The 15501-nt window shown below is 71.1% G+C and carries 14 protein-coding genes; 3 read left to right on the top strand and 11 right to left on the bottom strand.

All coding sequences use genetic code 11. The features are described 5' to 3' along the window. Positions 1-527: 527 nt before the first annotated feature. The 5 genes from ODJ79_RS37560 to ODJ79_RS37540 all read right to left on the bottom strand — a co-directional run bounded on the left by ODJ79_RS37560 (position 528) and on the right by ODJ79_RS37540 (position 5419). Positions 528-956, bottom strand: a complete 429-nt coding sequence (locus ODJ79_RS37560) for a PadR family transcriptional regulator (protein ID WP_263028444.1) — start codon at positions 954-956, stop codon at positions 528-530. Positions 957-1330: 374 nt separating this feature from the next. Then, the gene (locus ODJ79_RS37555) at positions 1331-1984 is read right to left on the bottom strand and encodes a potassium channel family protein (protein ID WP_263028443.1); all 654 of its coding nucleotides are present in this window, start codon (positions 1982-1984) and stop codon (positions 1331-1333) included. After that, entirely contained in the window at positions 1981-2640 is a 660-nt protein-coding gene (locus ODJ79_RS37550; RefSeq protein ID WP_263028442.1) for a potassium channel family protein, read from the bottom strand. The genes ODJ79_RS37555 and ODJ79_RS37550 overlap by 4 nt, the downstream gene beginning before the upstream one ends. Beyond that, on the bottom strand, positions 2637-3203 hold the full coding sequence (locus ODJ79_RS37545; RefSeq protein ID WP_263028441.1) for a cation-translocating P-type ATPase C-terminal domain-containing protein: 567 nt from the start codon (positions 3201-3203) through the stop codon (positions 2637-2639). Before ODJ79_RS37545 ends, ODJ79_RS37550 begins: the two co-directional genes overlap by 4 nt. Beyond that, positions 3125-5419: a cation-translocating P-type ATPase gene (locus tag ODJ79_RS37540; RefSeq protein WP_263028440.1), complete on the bottom strand. Its 2295-nt coding sequence runs from the start codon at positions 5417-5419 to the stop codon at positions 3125-3127. Before ODJ79_RS37540 ends, ODJ79_RS37545 begins: the two co-directional genes overlap by 79 nt. A gap of 496 nt (positions 5420-5915) precedes the next feature. Between ODJ79_RS37540 and ODJ79_RS37535 the strand changes: the two genes are divergently transcribed. Then, the gene (locus ODJ79_RS37535) at positions 5916-6644 is read left to right on the top strand and encodes a DUF1614 domain-containing protein (RefSeq protein WP_263028439.1); all 729 of its coding nucleotides are present in this window, start codon (positions 5916-5918) and stop codon (positions 6642-6644) included. Between the two features lie 448 nt (positions 6645-7092). On the opposite strand, the gene ODJ79_RS37530 is transcribed toward ODJ79_RS37535, so the two are convergent. The 4 genes from ODJ79_RS37530 to ODJ79_RS37515 all read right to left on the bottom strand — a co-directional run bounded on the left by ODJ79_RS37530 (position 7093) and on the right by ODJ79_RS37515 (position 10604). Then, positions 7093-7998: a universal stress protein gene (locus ODJ79_RS37530; RefSeq protein WP_263028438.1), complete on the bottom strand. Its 906-nt coding sequence runs from the start codon at positions 7996-7998 to the stop codon at positions 7093-7095. After that, positions 7995-8201: a DUF1918 domain-containing protein gene (locus tag ODJ79_RS37525; protein WP_263028437.1), complete on the bottom strand. Its 207-nt coding sequence runs from the start codon at positions 8199-8201 to the stop codon at positions 7995-7997. The genes ODJ79_RS37530 and ODJ79_RS37525 overlap by 4 nt, the downstream gene beginning before the upstream one ends. A 301-nt stretch (positions 8202-8502) precedes the next feature. Continuing rightward, positions 8503-9648 (bottom strand): site-2 protease family protein, encoded by a 1146-nt coding sequence (locus ODJ79_RS37520; RefSeq protein ID WP_263028436.1) that lies wholly within the window; start codon positions 9646-9648, stop codon positions 8503-8505. A 164-nt stretch (positions 9649-9812) separates the two neighbouring features. Next, complete coding sequence (locus tag ODJ79_RS37515) at positions 9813-10604, bottom strand: HPF/RaiA family ribosome-associated protein (protein ID WP_263028435.1); 792 nt, start codon at positions 10602-10604, stop codon at positions 9813-9815. 522 nt (positions 10605-11126) lie between these two features. Between ODJ79_RS37515 and ODJ79_RS37510 the strand changes: the two genes are divergently transcribed. Further along, positions 11127-12491, top strand: coding sequence for an MFS transporter (locus ODJ79_RS37510; protein ID WP_263028434.1), 1365 nt, complete (start codon positions 11127-11129; stop codon positions 12489-12491). Here the strand turns inward: ODJ79_RS37510 and ODJ79_RS37505 are convergent. Next, the gene (locus tag ODJ79_RS37505) at positions 12472-13935 is read right to left on the bottom strand and encodes an AAA family ATPase (protein WP_263028433.1); all 1464 of its coding nucleotides are present in this window, start codon (positions 13933-13935) and stop codon (positions 12472-12474) included. The two genes, ODJ79_RS37510 and ODJ79_RS37505, sit on opposite strands and share 20 nt — an antisense overlap. A 126-nt stretch (positions 13936-14061) precedes the next feature. After that, complete coding sequence (locus ODJ79_RS37500) at positions 14062-14889, bottom strand: universal stress protein (protein ID WP_263028432.1); 828 nt, start codon at positions 14887-14889, stop codon at positions 14062-14064. 361 nt (positions 14890-15250) lie between these two features. On the opposite strand from ODJ79_RS37500, the gene ODJ79_RS37495 reads away from it, so the two are divergent. Continuing rightward, positions 15251-15406: a hypothetical protein gene (locus ODJ79_RS37495; protein ID WP_263028431.1), complete on the top strand. Its 156-nt coding sequence runs from the start codon at positions 15251-15253 to the stop codon at positions 15404-15406. Positions 15407-15501 lie beyond the last annotated feature (95 nt).

Here is a 15501-nt window from a genome sequence, read left to right as displayed (position 1 = left end):
AGGTCACCTCGGCCGCTTCCGACGGCACCCGCCGCCTGTCCCGGCCCCGGCCCGGCCGCCTGCCGCCCGACCGAAAGGAGAACTGGAGAGGACCGGTCGAGGTGATGTACCGGGTACGCGGCAGTGCTGCTGGGCTCGCTCCTGGCCGGCACGAGACCGACGTCGGCCGGAGTTCGTCGAGCACCGCCGTGCGGCCGGTCCGGTCCATCGGCGGCCGGTCAGGATGCCAAGCGCTCAGTAGGCGCCGCACCTCGGCTCGCGCCCGCGCCTGGACTGCGGTCAATTGCCTGGGCGTCGCCCTGGGGTATATGTGAGCTAATACGCGATCGACGGCCGTTCGGCGAACAAGCGCGTCGACGCCGTCCGCGAGTGCGCCCACAGGTGGAAGACCGGACCAGCGCGCAGCTCGAGAATTTCCGCAGGGCCGGCGTCCATGGCAGTTCGCCGCGCGCGATGCCGCGTCAGGTGGCCCGAGGGATGACGGCGTACGGGGCCTTTGCCTTGCGGTAGTGCTCATCAGACCGGTGTCAATAAATCACTCGATTGGTTGCTGCTGCGATCGGCGGTGCTGGCGGCCGGTTGTTGCCGCGGCGGGGGCGTGATGCTGTAGCGCAGCCCGGACCACTTTGCCACCGTCGATCGTGTTTCTCACCGGCAGAGTGGGCCGCCGCCTCGGTCAAGGCCTGCCGAGCGGAATCGGCTCCCTGCTCCGTGAGCCGGTAGTAGATGCGTGCTGCCCTGTTGGCGGCGACCGCATCCGTGCCCTCGGCGCGCCTGTTAATCCACCCAGCGTTGTGGAGCCTGGTCAGAATCCGATAGACGGTCCGGAACCCCAGACCAAGCTGTTCGCACAGCTCAAGCCCATAAAGTTCGTGAGCCGGATGTTCCCGGTAGGCGTCCAGCAGCGATCGCAGCACTGCCTGTGTCGGCGTTGTCATCCGGGGCGTCGCGCTCATACATCGATGCTAAGAATCTTGCGACGGCCGTGACCCGGGCCACGTGGCCCGCAAATAGTGACAACTGGCCCGATGCAGAGCGGTGAGTTCGCGTCACCGGCCGGCTGCGCAGCAGGCGCGGCGTCCCTTGCAGGCTCGTGGTGGCGAGGACCGCGGTGAGCGCGTCGTGCGGTGAGCGCAGAGCGGCAGCGGTTATCGGCACCTCGATGCTGTCATGATCGCCGACCCGGGGCGTGAGCGGGCGGATCGCGCCCCGTGGCAGGCGCAGCCCAGGGCAGCGCAGACCCGGCCGGGAACGAATCGGGTGGCTCAGCGGCGGTGCGGGGGGCTTTGTCGCCGGCCTGTCGTGGCGATCGGCACGCGGTTCGGGTGTGTCATCGCAGGGCGGTTTCGATGTCGTGTTCGGTGGCGTTGCTGGTCACGAGCAGGAGTGTGTCTCCGGGGTCGATGCGGTGGGTCGGCCCGGGTACGGTCGGTTGTCCGTTGCGGATGATGGCGGCGACGACGGTGCCGTGGGGCAGGGCGATGTCGGCGACGGTGTGGCCGGCCACGGCTGATTCGGTCCGGATGCGGCTTTCGACGAGGGTGACCCCGGCGGCGGCCAGGCGTAGCAGGCCGATGGTGTCGGTGGCGCCGGTGGCTTCGTCGATGAGCGCGACGAGCGGTCCTTCGGCGGGCAGGGCGACGTCGACGCCCCAGCGAAGGTCGAACAACCAGGTGTTGTCGGGGTCGTTGACCCGGGCCAGGACCCGCGGGATCGCGAAGTGTCGTTTCGCCAGTAAGGAGATGACCAGGTTGTCCTCGTCGTCGCCGGTGGCGGCAATCATCAGGTCGCTGTTGTAGGCGCCGGCTTTCTCGAGGACGTCGAGTTCGCATGCGTCACCGCGGACTTTGCGGAACGCATCGCTGTCGAGCCGGTTCAAGGCATCTTGGCTCGCATCGACGGCGGTGATCTGGTGGCCGGTCGCGGACAACACGTGGACGGCTTGTCCGCCGAGTCGTCCGATACCGGCGACGAGGATCTTCATGTGCCGAGCTCCTTGCCGAGGAAGTCGCGTAGCCGGTCCAGCGCCGTGGCAGCGACGGCGAAGGTGATCTCGTCTCCGGCTTCGATGACGGTGTTGCGGCTGGCCAAGGACGATCGGCCGGCTCGGGTCACGTCGATGACGCGGATCTCGCCGTCGACTTCAAGGTCGTTCAGGGGCCGGCCGGCGAGCCAGGCGGGTAGTTGTTGGCGTACGAGAACGGTTTCGCCGTTGCCGAAGCTCATCTCGGTGGTGAGGTTGCGGTGGGTGAGCAGTTGGTGGATGCGGTTGACGGTCCAGCGGACGCTGGCGACGGTGGTCATGCCGAGGTCGCGGTAGATGTCGGCGCGGCGGGGGTCGTAGATGCGGGCGACGACAAGGGGAACTCGGTAGTCCTCTTTGGCGATGCGCGCGCCGACGATGTTGGTGTTGTCGCCGGAGGTGACGGCGATGAATCCGTCCGCCTGGGTGATGCCGGCGTCTTCCAGCAGGCGCTGGTTGTAGCCGTTGCCGAGGAGGAACCGGCCGGGGAAGGTGGCGGGTAGCCGTTCGGCGGCGTTCGGGGTGCGGTCGATGACGGTCACGTCGTGGTGTTCGGCGCAGAGGTCCTGCGCGAGTTCGGCGCCGACGCGGCCACAGCCCATGATGATGACTTTCATGTGTTTTCCTTCCGGCGTTTGGCGTGGGCTCGTACGAGGGCCTTGCGGGTTTCGTCGGCCGCGAGCAGGACGGCGCCGAATCCGGTCAGGATTGCCCAGTCGAGCGGCGACAGCGGCGCGGTGTTGAAGATCTGTTGCAGCGGCGGGGCGTAGCTGATCGCGCACATCGCGGTGATCGCCAGCGCCTGCGCGGCGAGCAGGCGCGGGTTGCTGAGGACGCCGAGCCGGCGGATGCTGAGCCGGTCACTGCGGACGGTCAGGCCGTTGAATACCTGGCTGACGACTATGCCGGCCTGGGTCATCGTCAGCGCTTCGCGGTAGATCGGGTTGTCGGCGGTGAATGCGGCGTACGGAATCCCGGCGGTGTGGATCTTCCAGAAGAACGCGGTGGTGACGCCGAGAGCCTGGATGCCGCCGAGGAACAGGATGCGGCCGAGCACGGAGCGGGTGAACAGCGGCTCTTTCGGGGAGCGTGGTGGCGCGTTCATGGTCTCCGGCTCCGGGGGTTCGGTGCCCAGGGCGAGTGCGGGCAGCACGTCGGAACCGAGGTCGATCGCCAGCACCTGCACTGCCGACAGAGGGACGAGAGGGAAGCCGGCGAAGGTCGCCGCCAGGATCGGGGTGAGTTCGGCGAGGTTGTGGCTGAACAGGTACATGAGGAACTTGCGGATGTTCTGGTAGACCGACCGGCCGCGCTCGACGGCGGCGGAGATGGCGGCGAACGAGTCGTCGAGCAGGACCATGACCCCGGCTTCCCGTGCGACGTCGGTGCCCGAGAGGCCCATGGCGACGCCGATGTCGGCGCGGCGTAGTGCCGGGCGTCGTTGGCGCCGTCGCCGGTGACGGCGACCACCTGTCCGAGGTCCTTGAAGGCGGCGACCACCCGCATCTTGTGTTCCGGTTTGACCCGGGCGAACAGGATCGGCGACGGATCGTCGAGCGCGGCGCGCAACGCCGGGTCGTCGAGCCGGTCCAGGTCGGCGGCGGTGATCGTGCGCGGCGGTGGCCCGGTGACGATGCCGACGCGGCGGGCGATCGCTTCGGCGGTCAAAGCGTGGTCGCCGGTGACCATGACGATCCGGATGCCGGCCTGCTGGCAGGCGGCGACGGCGGCCGCCACCTCGGGCCGGGGCGGGTCGAGCATGCCGATGAGCCCGAGCAGGATCAGGTCGTGTTCGGCCTGCTCCTGATCGGTGTGCTCGGCGACCGGCCGGTACGCGACGCCGAGTACCCGCAGCGCGCCGCGGGCCAGTTCGTCGTTGACGTCCGTGATCCGGCGCCGCAGCGTGTCGTCGAGCTCGGCCATGCCGTGCGGCCCGGTCACTCGGGTGCAGCGGGCGAGGAGCTCCTGCGGCGATCCCTTGACGTACGCGAACACGTCGTCATCGTCGCGGTGGAGCGTGGTCATGAGCTTGCGGTCGGAATCGAACGGGAACTCGCCGATCCGGGGTGCACGGTCCTGCTCGGCCTGCAGGTCGATGCCGGCCTTGCGAGCGGCGACGAGGATGGCGCCCTCGGTGGTGTCGCCCAGGATGCGCCATCCGAGACCGTCGGCCGGTGGCAGCAGGCGGGCGTCGGCGCACAATGCGGCCACCCGCAATATCTCCCGCAAGGATGCCGGATCCTCGACGTCGCCCGCCGGCTCGTAGCCCGCTCCGCTGATCCGGTGCATCCGGTCCGGCGTCCACACTGTCTGCACGGTCATCTCGGCCTTGGTCAGGGTGCCGGTCTTGTCGGTGCAGATCACCGTCGTCGAGCCGAGGGTTTCCACCGCGCTGAGTTTCTTGATCAGGGCTTGTTGGCGGGCCATCCGGCGTACGCCGACCGCGAGGGCGACCGACAGGGTGGCCGGGAGGCCCTCGGGGACCAGGGCCACCATGACGCCGAGCGCGAAGACGAACGTGGTGACCAGTTCGGCGCCCGCGGACAAACGTACGACGAACACGAGCAGGCCGAGAGCGAATGCCGCCAGCGCGACCCGCCGCGCCATTGCGGCGATCTTGCGCTGGAGCGGGCTGGGTTCGATGCGGGTCTGGGCGGTCAGCCGGTAGATCCGGCCGAACTCGGTGGCCGCGCCGACAGCGGTTACCACGACCTTGCCGGTGCCGGCAGCGACGGTGGTGCCCATCCATGCCCGGTTGCGGGCGTCCAGCGCCGGCGTGTCGTCCCGGGCGGCGTCGGTCGTGCGGGTCACCGGTTCGCTTTCACCGGTGAGGGCCATGTTGTTGACCGACAGGCCGTGCGCCTCGACCACTCGCCCGTCCGCCGACACCGCGTCGCCTGCCTCGACCACCAGGACATCGCCCACCACGATCGTGGTGGCCGGAACCTCGACGCGCTCGCCGTCGCGCAGCACCCGAGCCTGGTGGGGCACCATGGCCTGCAGCGCGTCGGCGGTACGCTCCGCGGCGTATTCCTGCCAGAAGCCGATTACCGCGTTGATCATCACGACGGCCAGAATCGCCACGGTCAGTTGCAGGTTTCCGACGTCACGAGGTTGGCCGAGCAGGTAGGCGACGAAGGTGATCAGCGCCGCGACCTCGAGCATGACGGCGAACAGGTCGGTGAACTGCGCAGCGAACCGGCCGATCAGCGACGGCCCGGCCGGCGTCTGCAGTTCGTTGCGGCCGTCGCGCTCCAGCCGCCGCTTCGCCTCGGCCGTGGACAGGCCGCGGGTCGAGCTACCGACGGCGGCGAAGACCTCGTTGCTCTCCAGCGCCTGGATTGCCGGGGCGCCGGTGACGACGCACGCCGGCCGCTCTGCAACGCGACTGGTCACTGGATCCTCCGCAGCTGTCGGTGCAGTTCATGCCTGCGGGCAGACGGGGAGCCCAACCGCCGTTGATCGTCAGGCCGAGCCGTTCGACCACCGGCAGAAAGGTGGGCAGCAGGCGAGAAGCCGACGATCCACACCTTGATGCTGTGCTCGCTGTTACGACTCTGCTTCGTGCCGGTACTTGATCGCTGGGGTCTGAGGTCCTTCCCGACCGGGCCGATAGCCCTGCGATCCGCCGTTTCGAATTCGCCGGTACCGTCAGAACCATTGGCGCAACTTGACAAGCCGATGCGAAACCCGACGCGCCCGGCACTCCGTCCGTTGCTGTGCCCGCCGGGTGCGTTCCATGGCGATCAGTTCGCCTGCCGCTTGCCGGGGATGGTCGCCCGGGGATCGCGCCCGGTCCGGGGACGGCCGGCCGCAGCGGTCATGACTCCTGGCCCTGACGAGCGTCCGGACCCTGGTGAAGGGTGGGAACAGGAGGTGGAACGCGGCGCCGGTGGCGCGAACCGGCACCGCGCAGACCATGACCAGGGCGGGCCGCGGACGCGAGCACGCCGACACCCGTCGGCCGGTCCTGCCGGTCGTCCTTGGCCTGCTGCTACTGGGAATGACGTTACTCTTCGTGCAAGCGGTCGGTCTCGCGTTCACCCTCGCCGGCCTCAACCCATACGCGGCCGCCGTCGTTCTTCTCGCCGGCCTGCTCGGCAGTGTGATCGACATCCCGGTGGCCCGGATCGCCCGTCGTCCCTCCCGGGCGGTGTACCGGATCAGGGCTTGGGATGCGACGACCGTCCTGGTCTCGGTGCCCGAGCCGCGACGTACCGTTGTCGCGGTCAACCTGGGCGGAGCCGTCATTCCGGCCGGGGTTTCGGTCTATCTCGCCGCGCGTACTGGGCTCTGGGTGGATGCCGTCGCAGCCGTCGCCGTTGTCGGGGTCGTGACGCACCTGCTGGCCCGGCCGATCCCGCAGGTGGGGATCACCCTGCCGCCGTTGATCCCGGCTCTGACGGCCGCGATCACGGCGACGGTGCTCAACCCGCCGCAGGGCGCCGCGGCGCTCGCCTACATCGCCGGCACGACCGGCACTCTCGTCGGGGCCGATCTGACCCATCTGGGCGCCCTCCGCAAGATGGGAGCGCCGGTGGTATCGATCGGCGGCGCGGGCACGTTCGACGGCGTCTTCCTCTGTGGCATCTTCGCCGTGCTGCTCGCCGCATTCCTGTAGCGGTCCATCCATCGCCAGCCTGGTCCGGGAGGCTCAGGCCCAACCCGACACCGAAACATGCGCCGATTATGGACAAAGCTCTGGGCGTGGAAGAGGAGCTCTGCCTGCATCGCGGGATTTTCGGAATGCCGAGCGCCGAGCCCTGGCCGAACCAGCATGTGGACCCTACCCGCTTCGCCGGTTCAGTGGTCCGCGACGCATGGGAGTACGGGCGGCAACCGATGTCAACGATCGCAGCCAGGTGGTGGGCCAGAACCTTGGCACGGTCGGTGAACCGTCGCATCAACACGCCGGCTACTACCGTTAGCATCGGCTACCGCGCCTGGCCGGGTTTCCCGGAAGGAGCGACGAGCCCGGGAAGCGCCCGCGCGAACTGGGGGCTCGTCGCCCGGCGGCGCGGTCCGTTCGATTTCGGTGCCACCGGTGGCCGGTTCGTGTGCCCCCGAAGTCACGCCGACGGCTGGTCGGTTTCGCTGAGCCCGGGCCGGACCACGGCGACGGGGCAGCCGGCGTGGTGGATGAGGTACTGGCTGACCGAGCCGAGCAACAAGCCGGTGAACCCGCCGTGGCCCCGGTTGCCGACCACCACGAGTTGGGCGGTGCGGGACCATCCGGTCAGCATCCGGCGGGCGGATCCGCGCCGGGCCTGCTGGCGAATGCGCAGATCCGGATGGCGTTCGGCGAGGCCGGCGACCGCCTCGGCCAGAACCCGCTTCTCTTCTTCCTCGCCGGACCAGAACTCGTACGTCATGGGCAGGTCGGCGTTGAGGTCGGTGCTGTCGCCGCCGCCCCAGGCGTGCACGGTGACCAGGTCGGTGCCGCGCAGCGCGGCTTCTTCCGCGGCGAAATCGAGCGCCAGTGCGGAGGTGGCGGAACCGTCGACACCGGCGACCACGGGCCCGTCGAGTCGCGAGTCGCCACGCACGACAATGACCGGGCAGTGTGCGTGTGTGGTCGTGTGGCACGCCACCGAGCCGATGAGCAGTTCGGTGAGCCCGCCGAGGCCGCGGTCGCCGAGCACGAGCAGGGCGGCCCCGCGGCTTTCGTCCAGCAGCACCGGCGCGGCAGGCCCGGTGATCATCTCGGCGGTGGTGGTCACATCGGGCGCGCACTTGTCCGCGATCCGGGTGGCCTCGGCAAGGTGGTGTTCCGCCTGTTCCCAGCTCATTCGTTGGGCGGATCCGGTCAGGCCCGGCGTGGTGGCAGCGGCGGCCGGTGGCCAGGTGAAGGCGTGCACGATGCGTAGCCCGCGGTGCCGCAGGGCGGCCTCGGCGACGGCTGTTTCCACGGCGACGAGGCTGGGAGGCGATCCATCGACGCCGACCACGATCGGTGCGCCGGGACGGGTGTTCACGACGTACCGCCTTCGTGGCGCGGATTGTCGAGATGAGCTTCCGCTCCGGGGAAGATGAGGCTCGTCTCGCCGTTCTCTTCCCACCGGACGCGGTACGGGGGTGCCCCGTCGGGGTGTCCGACCTCGGTGATGACGCCGACCCGGCGGCCGTCGCCGAGGTGAGTGCCTTCGATGACGATTCGATCACCAACGTGCGCAATCATGGCCGTCGACCTCCTGCCATCCGATGACCGCCGACATGCCGCCGAACACATCAATCGGTGACCGCTCGGCGGTGGATCCGCTTGGGCCACTATCACCGTCCCGCCGATTCTCCACAGGTGCTAGAGCCACAGTGCCGTCGCCCTGTGCCGATGGTCCTGTTCGCCGGTCGAGGCGGTGCCCGACCGCGGCATCCGCACCTTCGGCGCCTCCCGCCCGGCGAGGAATCGGCCGATCCGAGGCAGTGCCGGCCCGGCCGCGGTCGCCGCGCGGCGATGCTTGCATCCTGCATCGACCCGGAAGTCAGTGCGGCTGCCGGACGCTGCCGCCCGGATTGCGCAGCTCGGCGATCGCCAGGGCGCGTGCCAGGTCACCGGCGGTGAGCACGCCGCAGGGCCGCCCGCCGTCGACCACCACAGTGCAGCGCAGTGGGTTCACCGGCTGCGCCGACGGCTCGCGGACCGGCGTGCCGAGCGGGGCGACCGGAATCCTGGAGACGGGGACGAGTATCCGGTTCAGACGCACCTCGGAGCGCCGCGAAACGGGCACCGTGGCCAGTATCCGGAGCGTCACCAGGCCGGCGAGCCGGCCGTCGACTTCCACCACCGGGTAGCAGCGGTGCGGGTGGGCGGCGGCCACCTCCGCGACGAACGCGGCAACCGTCTGGCTCGTGTACCCGCAGATCGGTGGTGCGGACATGAGCCGCTCTACCGGGACATCGCCGATGCCGGTGAGCAGCCGGCTGGCGGCCGCCTCGCCGCTCGCCGTCATGACCAAGTACCAGCCGAGCAGCACGAACCACAGACCGCCGACGAACTGCGCGGAAAATGTCAGAACGATTCCAGCCACGGCCAGCAGGGAACCGAGGAGGATGCCGGCCCGGGTGGCGGCCAGGCGGGCCGCCGCACGGTCGCCGCGCAGCCACCAGAGGATCGCCGCCAGCGCCCGCCCACCGTCCAACGGTGCGCCGGGCAGCAGGTTGAAGACTGCCAGTACAGCGTTGACCACGGCCAGGTCGGCGAAACCCGCCTCGAGAAGGCGCAGATGAGCGAGCCCGGCCGGGCCGGCGGCGAGCAGGAAGCTCCCGGCCGCGGCCAGGCTCGCCGCTGGTCCGGCCAGCGCCACGAGCAGGTCCCCGCGGGGGTGCGGCGTCTCGCCGTCCAGCTCGGACACCCCGCCGAGCAACCATAGGGTGATCGAGCGGACCCGCACCCCGTAGTGCTGGGCGGTGCGCGCGTGCGCGTATTCATGAGCCAGCAGCGACACCAGGAACATGCCGGCAAAGCCGGCCGCCGCCAGCCAGTAGGCGACGGCGGTGTACCCGGGGGCCGCAACGGGCAGTACGCCGACGGCGAACCCTTCCGCGACCAGGATGAGGATCACGGCCGTGGACCAGTGCAGGCCCACCGGTATGCCGTGCACCTGACCGAGCCGAATCGAGTGCCGCATCGTGCCAGCCTCCCCGACTCCACACTCGCGCGACGCTCGTGATGGCGGCAGGGCCATCCGCCCCCGAACTTCGCGTTTGCCGGTAGAAATCCCTATCCGGCCCGGAAACGGCTCGGATGGGACGGCGGACTCCGGACTGGCGGCCGCATCTGGCGGAGGTCGGCTCAGCCGGCGGGGGTGACCAGGCCGTAATGGCCGTCGTGGCGGTGGTAGAGCAGTCGTCCCCGTCCGTCGGTGGCGTCGGCGAAGAACAGGAACGGCCAGCCGGCCAGGTTCAGCCGTTCCACCGCCTCGGCGGGCGTGAGCCGGGGTGCGGGCTTCTCGCTGACGGTCAGTGGCACGGCGGCCGGGGGCTCCGGTCCCTGCGCCGGGCGCAGCCGGGCCAGCCGGTAACCGGTGGGCCCGGTCCGGTACACGACCGCGTCCTGGCCGGTGTGTTCGTCGGTGAACAGGTGGACGTCGTAGTCCAGGTGCTCCATGTCGAAGACAGCCTCGTCGGGCGTGGCGCGGGCCGGCTCATAGGTCTTGTGCCGGACGAGCTGCGGCTCTTCGACCGCAGCAGAAGAGCGGTACGGCTGGTCGGAGACGTGTCGCCACTCGTGCGGGCCGGGCGCGGGCACGCCGCCGCGCCGGGCCGTCCAGTGCTGTGCCATCCGGGCCAGTCGATGCCGGAGCCGGTCCTGCAGCAGGTCGACGGCTTCCCGCAGGGTCGGCGCCGTGACGCCGCTACGCAGGAGGCCGCCGTTGACGTCCAGGTTGGCCTGCGCCCGCGCCGGCCGGGGCACGGCGGGATCGCCGGACACCCCAAGTTTGACGCGTACGTGCAGGACGGGTTCCCGGGTGTGCTTGCACACCTCGAGGATCTTCTGGCGAGCGTATTCGGCCAGATAACCGGTGACGTGCCCGTGTGTGACGATCTCCACGTCGGCTACCGGCACCCGATGCGGTCCGCTCATGCGATCCACCCCCCGAGCGTGGGTCAAAACGCCCACCGGCGGGCTTGCCGGCTACCCGGTGGCGGTCGGTCCTTAATCGCGGCGATCTTAATCGCCGGTCCGTCACCGAGGTGTTCACCTCTGCGCCGGTGGGCGCACCTTCATGATTCGCCGGCGACCAGCCGTCGGGCAGGGCCGCAAGTCCCGAATTGCGTGGCTTTGGCCCAGTGACGAGAGCGGCACGGGTCGGCGGGATCCGGAAGGCCCGGGTCCGATGGACGGTCGGCTCTGCCTGCCGCCGGGCACCGAGCGATGTACTTGCAGGTGAACGCCACACCGGCCGCGGCGGTGGTCCGTGACCACGGCGCCTCGTGTCGTGTCGGCGGCCTGTCGCAGGCGCGCAGAAGGAGGGGCGAGGTGACGAACCGGCGAGCGCTTGTGGCGATCTCGGCGGCACTCGTGCTGCCGGTGGTGGGCGTGCCCGAGGCGGCCGGCTTGCGGGACGGCCTCCACCGAGACGTCGCGTACTGATCGGTGTCTCGGGTGGCCACCACCGGACGCCGGCCGACCTCCGCGCTCGCGGAGGTTCTCCGGCTGCGGCCGTTCCGGCGTCTCTGGCTGGTGTTCGGGCTGTCGTCGCTGGGCGACTGGCTCGGGTTGCTGGCCACCTCGTCGTTCGCCGCCGCGCAACTGAGCTCCTCCGCGGCCCAGGGCGCCGCATTCGGCGGTGTCATCGCGATCCAGCTGCTGCCGTGGCTCGTGCTCGGGCCGATGGCCGGCGTCCTGGCCGACCGGTTCGACCGGCGGCACACGATGGTGACCGTCGACGTGCTGCGTTTCCTGCTGTTCGCCTCCATCCCCTTGGCCGCCGAGGTGCTTCCGGGCCGCGCCGAGGTCGTGGCCTGGGCGGCCGTGGCTTCGTTCTTGGCGCAGGTGGGCGCCATGGTGTGGACGCCGGCGAAGGAGGCCGCGGTGCCCAACCTGCTGCCCGGTGACCGGCTCGAGACCGCCAACCAGCTGACGATCGTCACGACGTACGGGATCACCCCGGTCCTGGCGGCCCTCGCGTTCGCCGGAGCCGGACGGCTGCCGGGCCTGGGCCGGGCGGGCGCGCCCGCGGTCGCGCTCTACTTCGACGCGCTCACGTTCCTTGCCTCGGCCGTGGTCGTCGCGCTGGGCGTGCCGGAGATCTCGGGGCGCGGCGGCACCGGGATCCGGGAATCCGCCCGGGCGGCGCTGCGGACGGGATGGCGGTACCTCGCCGGCTCACCGCTGATGCGGGGGCTGGCCATCGGGCTGTTCGGCGCGTTCGCGGGCGCCGGCATCGTGGTCGGCGCCGCAGAGTTCTACGCCCGCTCGCTCGGCGGCGGCGACTCGACGTTCGCCCTGCTGTTCGCAGGCTTGTTCGTCGGGTTCGGCATCGGGGTAGCGGCCGGTCCTGCCGTGGTGGGCCGGCTTTCCCGGCGACGCGCCTTCGGCCTGTCGGTGATGCTGGCCGGGCTGGCTGTCGGGCTGCTGGCCGCGATGCCCCGTCTCGGCGGCGCCCTCGCGATCGTCCTGGTCGTGGGCCTCGGTGCGGGCACCGCGCTGCTGTACGGCGTGACGATCATCGGTGCCGACGTGCCCGACGCGGTTCGCGGCCGGGTCTTCGCGTTTCTGCAGGCGTCGGCGCGGGTGGTGTTGCTGCTGTCGGTGGCGGCGGCGAGCGCGCTGGCGGGTGCGGGGTCGAGCTTTGTCGTGCGGTGGGGCTCGGTGGCGGTGGACGTGTCGTCCAGCCGGGTGCTTCTGGTCGTGGCGGGCCTGTGCGGTGCGGGTGCGGGCGTCGCTGCGCTGCGGCAGATGGACGATCGCGCGGGCGTTGCGCTGTTGCCTGATCTGTGGCGGGCGCTCACCCGTCGCGATCGATGACCACGGCGTCGAGAGCGCGCTCGAGTGAGGTGTCCGGCATGTTGTCGGTCACGATGTCGATGGCCTCCGGCCACGGCTGTGCCTCTGCTGTCATCGCCGCCGCCACCGCCGCATCGGCGTCGGACTCGCTTCCCGTACGCTCAGACAGCCGCCGCGTGACGGTCTCGTGACCGGCGACGCACCGCAGTTCCCGCAGGCGGCCGTGGGTGCGGGAAGCGAGCTCGCGGGCCGCCTGGCGGTGCCGGCCGGACATCCACGACGCGTCCAGCAGGACCGTCTCGCCGCGTTCGAGCAGCAGAGCGGCGCGTTCCAGAAGCGCATCGTAGGTGGACTCGGTCCGCTCGGCGGTGTAGATGCCCTGCCGGTAGCCGGCGGCCGCGCTGGTGGTGGGGGAGACGCCGGCCAGTTCCTTGCGGGTGCGGTCGCTGCCGAGCAGCACCGCGCCGAGCCGGTCGGCGAGCCGGCCGGCCAGGGTGGTCTTGCCGGTGCCCGGTGTCCCTCCGACGAGGATCAGGCTGACCGTGCCCGCTCGAAGGTGCCGCAGCGTCAGGCCGGTGTAGGCGCGGACGTCCGCCGCGGCTGCCGGGTCGCCTTGGGCGTGCCGCAGGCAGCCGACCTTCGCCCGGACGAAGGCCCGGTACGCCAGGTAGTGGTGGCGTAGCGGCACGGGCGCCGGGTCGCCGCTGTACTCGGCGTACCAGTCGAGGAACATCTGCGCCAGGGCGGTGGCGCCCAGATGCTCGATGTCCATGGCCAGGAACGCCGCGTCGTCGAGCTGGTCCAGGTAGCGCAGGTGGTCGTCGAACTCGAGGCAGTCCAGTGCCCGGGGACCGTCCGGCAGGCAGAAGATGTCGTCGGTGATGAGGTCGCCGTGCCCGTCGACGATCCGGCCCTCGGCGACCCGCTCGGTGAACAGCCGCTCTCGGCCGGCCAGGAACTCGTGGACCCGCTGTTCCACTTCGGCCGCGTCGGCGGCGTCCAGGACCTGCCCGGCGAACGGGCGTAGCTGCCCGAACGTGGCGTCCCAGCGGCCGAGCAGCGCACCGCGGGTGCCCTCGGCGGAGATGGCGGCGCCGCGCCGGGCATGGGTGTGGAAGGCGGCAAGTATCCGGGCGAGCTGCCGCAGGTCGGCGGTGACGTCGGTGTCCGACCGGATCAGGGTGGACAGGCGGCGGTCGTCGGGCATCCGGCGCATCACCACGAGGTGGTCGCAGACGGCGCCGTCCGGGCCGTGGATGTCGGCGACGCCGAGGTAGACGTCGGCGGCGAGCCGGCGGTTGAGCTCGACCTCGCGGTGGCAGACGGCCTCGCGGTCGGTGCGGCGGCGGAAGTCCAGGAAACCCAGATCCACCGGCTTCTTCAGCTTGTACGCGCAGTCGCCGAGGAAGAACACCACCGCAGCGTGTGTCTCGATGACGGCGGCCTGGCCGGGCGCAGCAATCATGGCTATCACCCCAGTTCAGCGTCCCGCCGGCGCGGCCCCGACCGTAGAGTCTTCCGCCACGGAGGAGGGGGCGACGGCCTCTTCCCCGACCGGTAGCCGGTCGGCTGCCGGGGCGGGGCGACTGTTTCAAGCTCGGCGGCGGACCACCGCAACCGGGCAGCCGGCGTGGTCGACGAGGTGCCGGCCCACCGAGCCGAGCGGCATGCCGGCGAAGCCGCCGCCGTGGTTGCCGACGACGACCAGCTGCGCCAGGCGTGACCAGCCGGTCAGCAGCCGGCGGGCGGACCCTTTGCGCACCTGCCAGCCGACCTGCAGGCCGGGGTACTTTTCGGCGAGGCCGCCGAGCGACTCGGCCAAGACCTGCTCCGCCCGCCCGGCACCGTCGCCGCTGCAGGCGTGCAGCGCCACCAGTTGCGCGTCGCGGCCGGCGGCCTCCTCGGCGGCGAACACGACGGTCTCGGCCGAGGCCGCCGATCCGTCGACGCCGACGACCACCGGCGCCCCCGCACGGTTCGCGCCCCGCACCACGAGCACCGGGCACGAGCCGTGCTTGGCGGCATGCATCGCCACCGAGCCGGCCACCATTCCGGCGACCACGCCGACGCCGGAATCACCGACCACTAGCAGATCTGCCCGGCGGCTCTCGTCCACCAGCACGGCGGACGGGGCGCCCGGCACGACCCGCCCGGTGATCCTGATGCCGGGGGCGGACCGGGCCGCCAGCGCGACCGCCTTGTCGACGTACGCCTGGCCCTGTTCCTCGTAGGTCTCGTGCGCGGGTGGTGCCATCACCGGATCCGTGGCGGCGCCGGCCGGGATCCACACCAGGGCGTGGACGACCACCAACGGCCGGTGCCGCAGCGCCGCCTCCTCCGCGGCCGCCGCGGCGGCGGCCAGCCCACGGGCCGAGCCGTCCACGCCAACGACGACCGGCGCGCCGGTCACGGTGCTCATGACGGCTCCTTCGCTCCACGCGTTCCCTCGATCGCGATCCGGTCGCCGACCCTTAGCGATCATGATGTGGTCACCTCCCGCGATCCGGAGCCCCACCGGGTGCGGCGCGAGGCCGGCCGGCACTCGTCAATCCCACGATGGGTCTGGCGGCTCTGCGGCCGCCGAGCGGCCGGGCCGTCTCACCGGCTGCATCCAGTGGGCCCAAGGCAAGCATCGTCCGCCTCCGGCGTGACCGTCAGGGCCGATGGTCCCGGTCATCCCGGCCGCGACCTGCCACCGGTGGGCGGGGACCAATGACCCTGGCACGGACCGCAACGTCGGAGTGCCCTGGAGGGCAGGTTGCTGGAGGGAGGCGGCACCGATGAGCCGGGTTCTCGTGCTGCACGCCACCAGGCACGGCTCGACGGAGCAGATCGCGAGGGCGATCGCGACAGCGGCGGTGGCCGAGGGGGCGGATGTCCACTTGCTACCGGCCGGGTCGTTCCGACGCGGTTTCCGCACCGTGGGCAGCGGATGACCCTCCGGGCCCTCGGCCCGCCGCTGTGCCGCCGGCTGCGGCACCGGATGTCGGCGCGGCACGGCGCCGGGATCCCGATCACGCGGGCCGTTGGG

Origin of the sequence: Actinoplanes sp. KI2 (assembly GCF_025630775.1) — a bacterium.
Classification (GTDB): Bacteria; Actinomycetota; Actinomycetes; order Mycobacteriales; family Micromonosporaceae; genus Actinoplanes.
Note: the sequence above shows the minus strand (reverse complement) of the source record. Positions and strands in the feature narration are given on the sequence as shown.

What these genes read in the sequence shown, in the direction of transcription:
- ODJ79_RS37560 (WP_263028444.1), bottom strand. Translation starts at nt 956, where the DNA reads ATGAGCGCGACGCCCCGGATGACAACGCCGACACAGGCAGTGCTGCGA.
- ODJ79_RS37555 (WP_263028443.1), bottom strand. Translation starts at nt 1,984, where the DNA reads ATGAAGATCCTCGTCGCCGGTATCGGACGACTCGGCGGACAAGCCGTC.
- ODJ79_RS37550 (WP_263028442.1), bottom strand. Translation starts at nt 2,640, where the DNA reads ATGAAAGTCATCATCATGGGCTGTGGCCGCGTCGGCGCCGAACTCGCG.
- ODJ79_RS37525 (WP_263028437.1), bottom strand. Translation starts at nt 8,201, where the DNA reads ATGATTGCGCACGTTGGTGATCGAATCGTCATCGAAGGCACTCACCTC.
- ODJ79_RS37520 (WP_263028436.1), bottom strand. Translation starts at nt 9,648, where the DNA reads ATGCGGCACTCGATTCGGCTCGGTCAGGTGCACGGCATACCGGTGGGC.
- ODJ79_RS37515 (WP_263028435.1), bottom strand. Translation starts at nt 10,604, where the DNA reads ATGAGCGGACCGCATCGGGTGCCGGTAGCCGACGTGGAGATCGTCACA.
- ODJ79_RS37505 (WP_263028433.1), bottom strand. Translation starts at nt 13,935, where the DNA reads ATGATTGCTGCGCCCGGCCAGGCCGCCGTCATCGAGACACACGCTGCG.
- ODJ79_RS37500 (WP_263028432.1), bottom strand. Translation starts at nt 14,889, where the DNA reads ATGAGCACCGTGACCGGCGCGCCGGTCGTCGTTGGCGTGGACGGCTCG.
- ODJ79_RS37495 (WP_263028431.1), top strand. Translation starts at nt 15,251, where the DNA reads ATGAGCCGGGTTCTCGTGCTGCACGCCACCAGGCACGGCTCGACGGAG.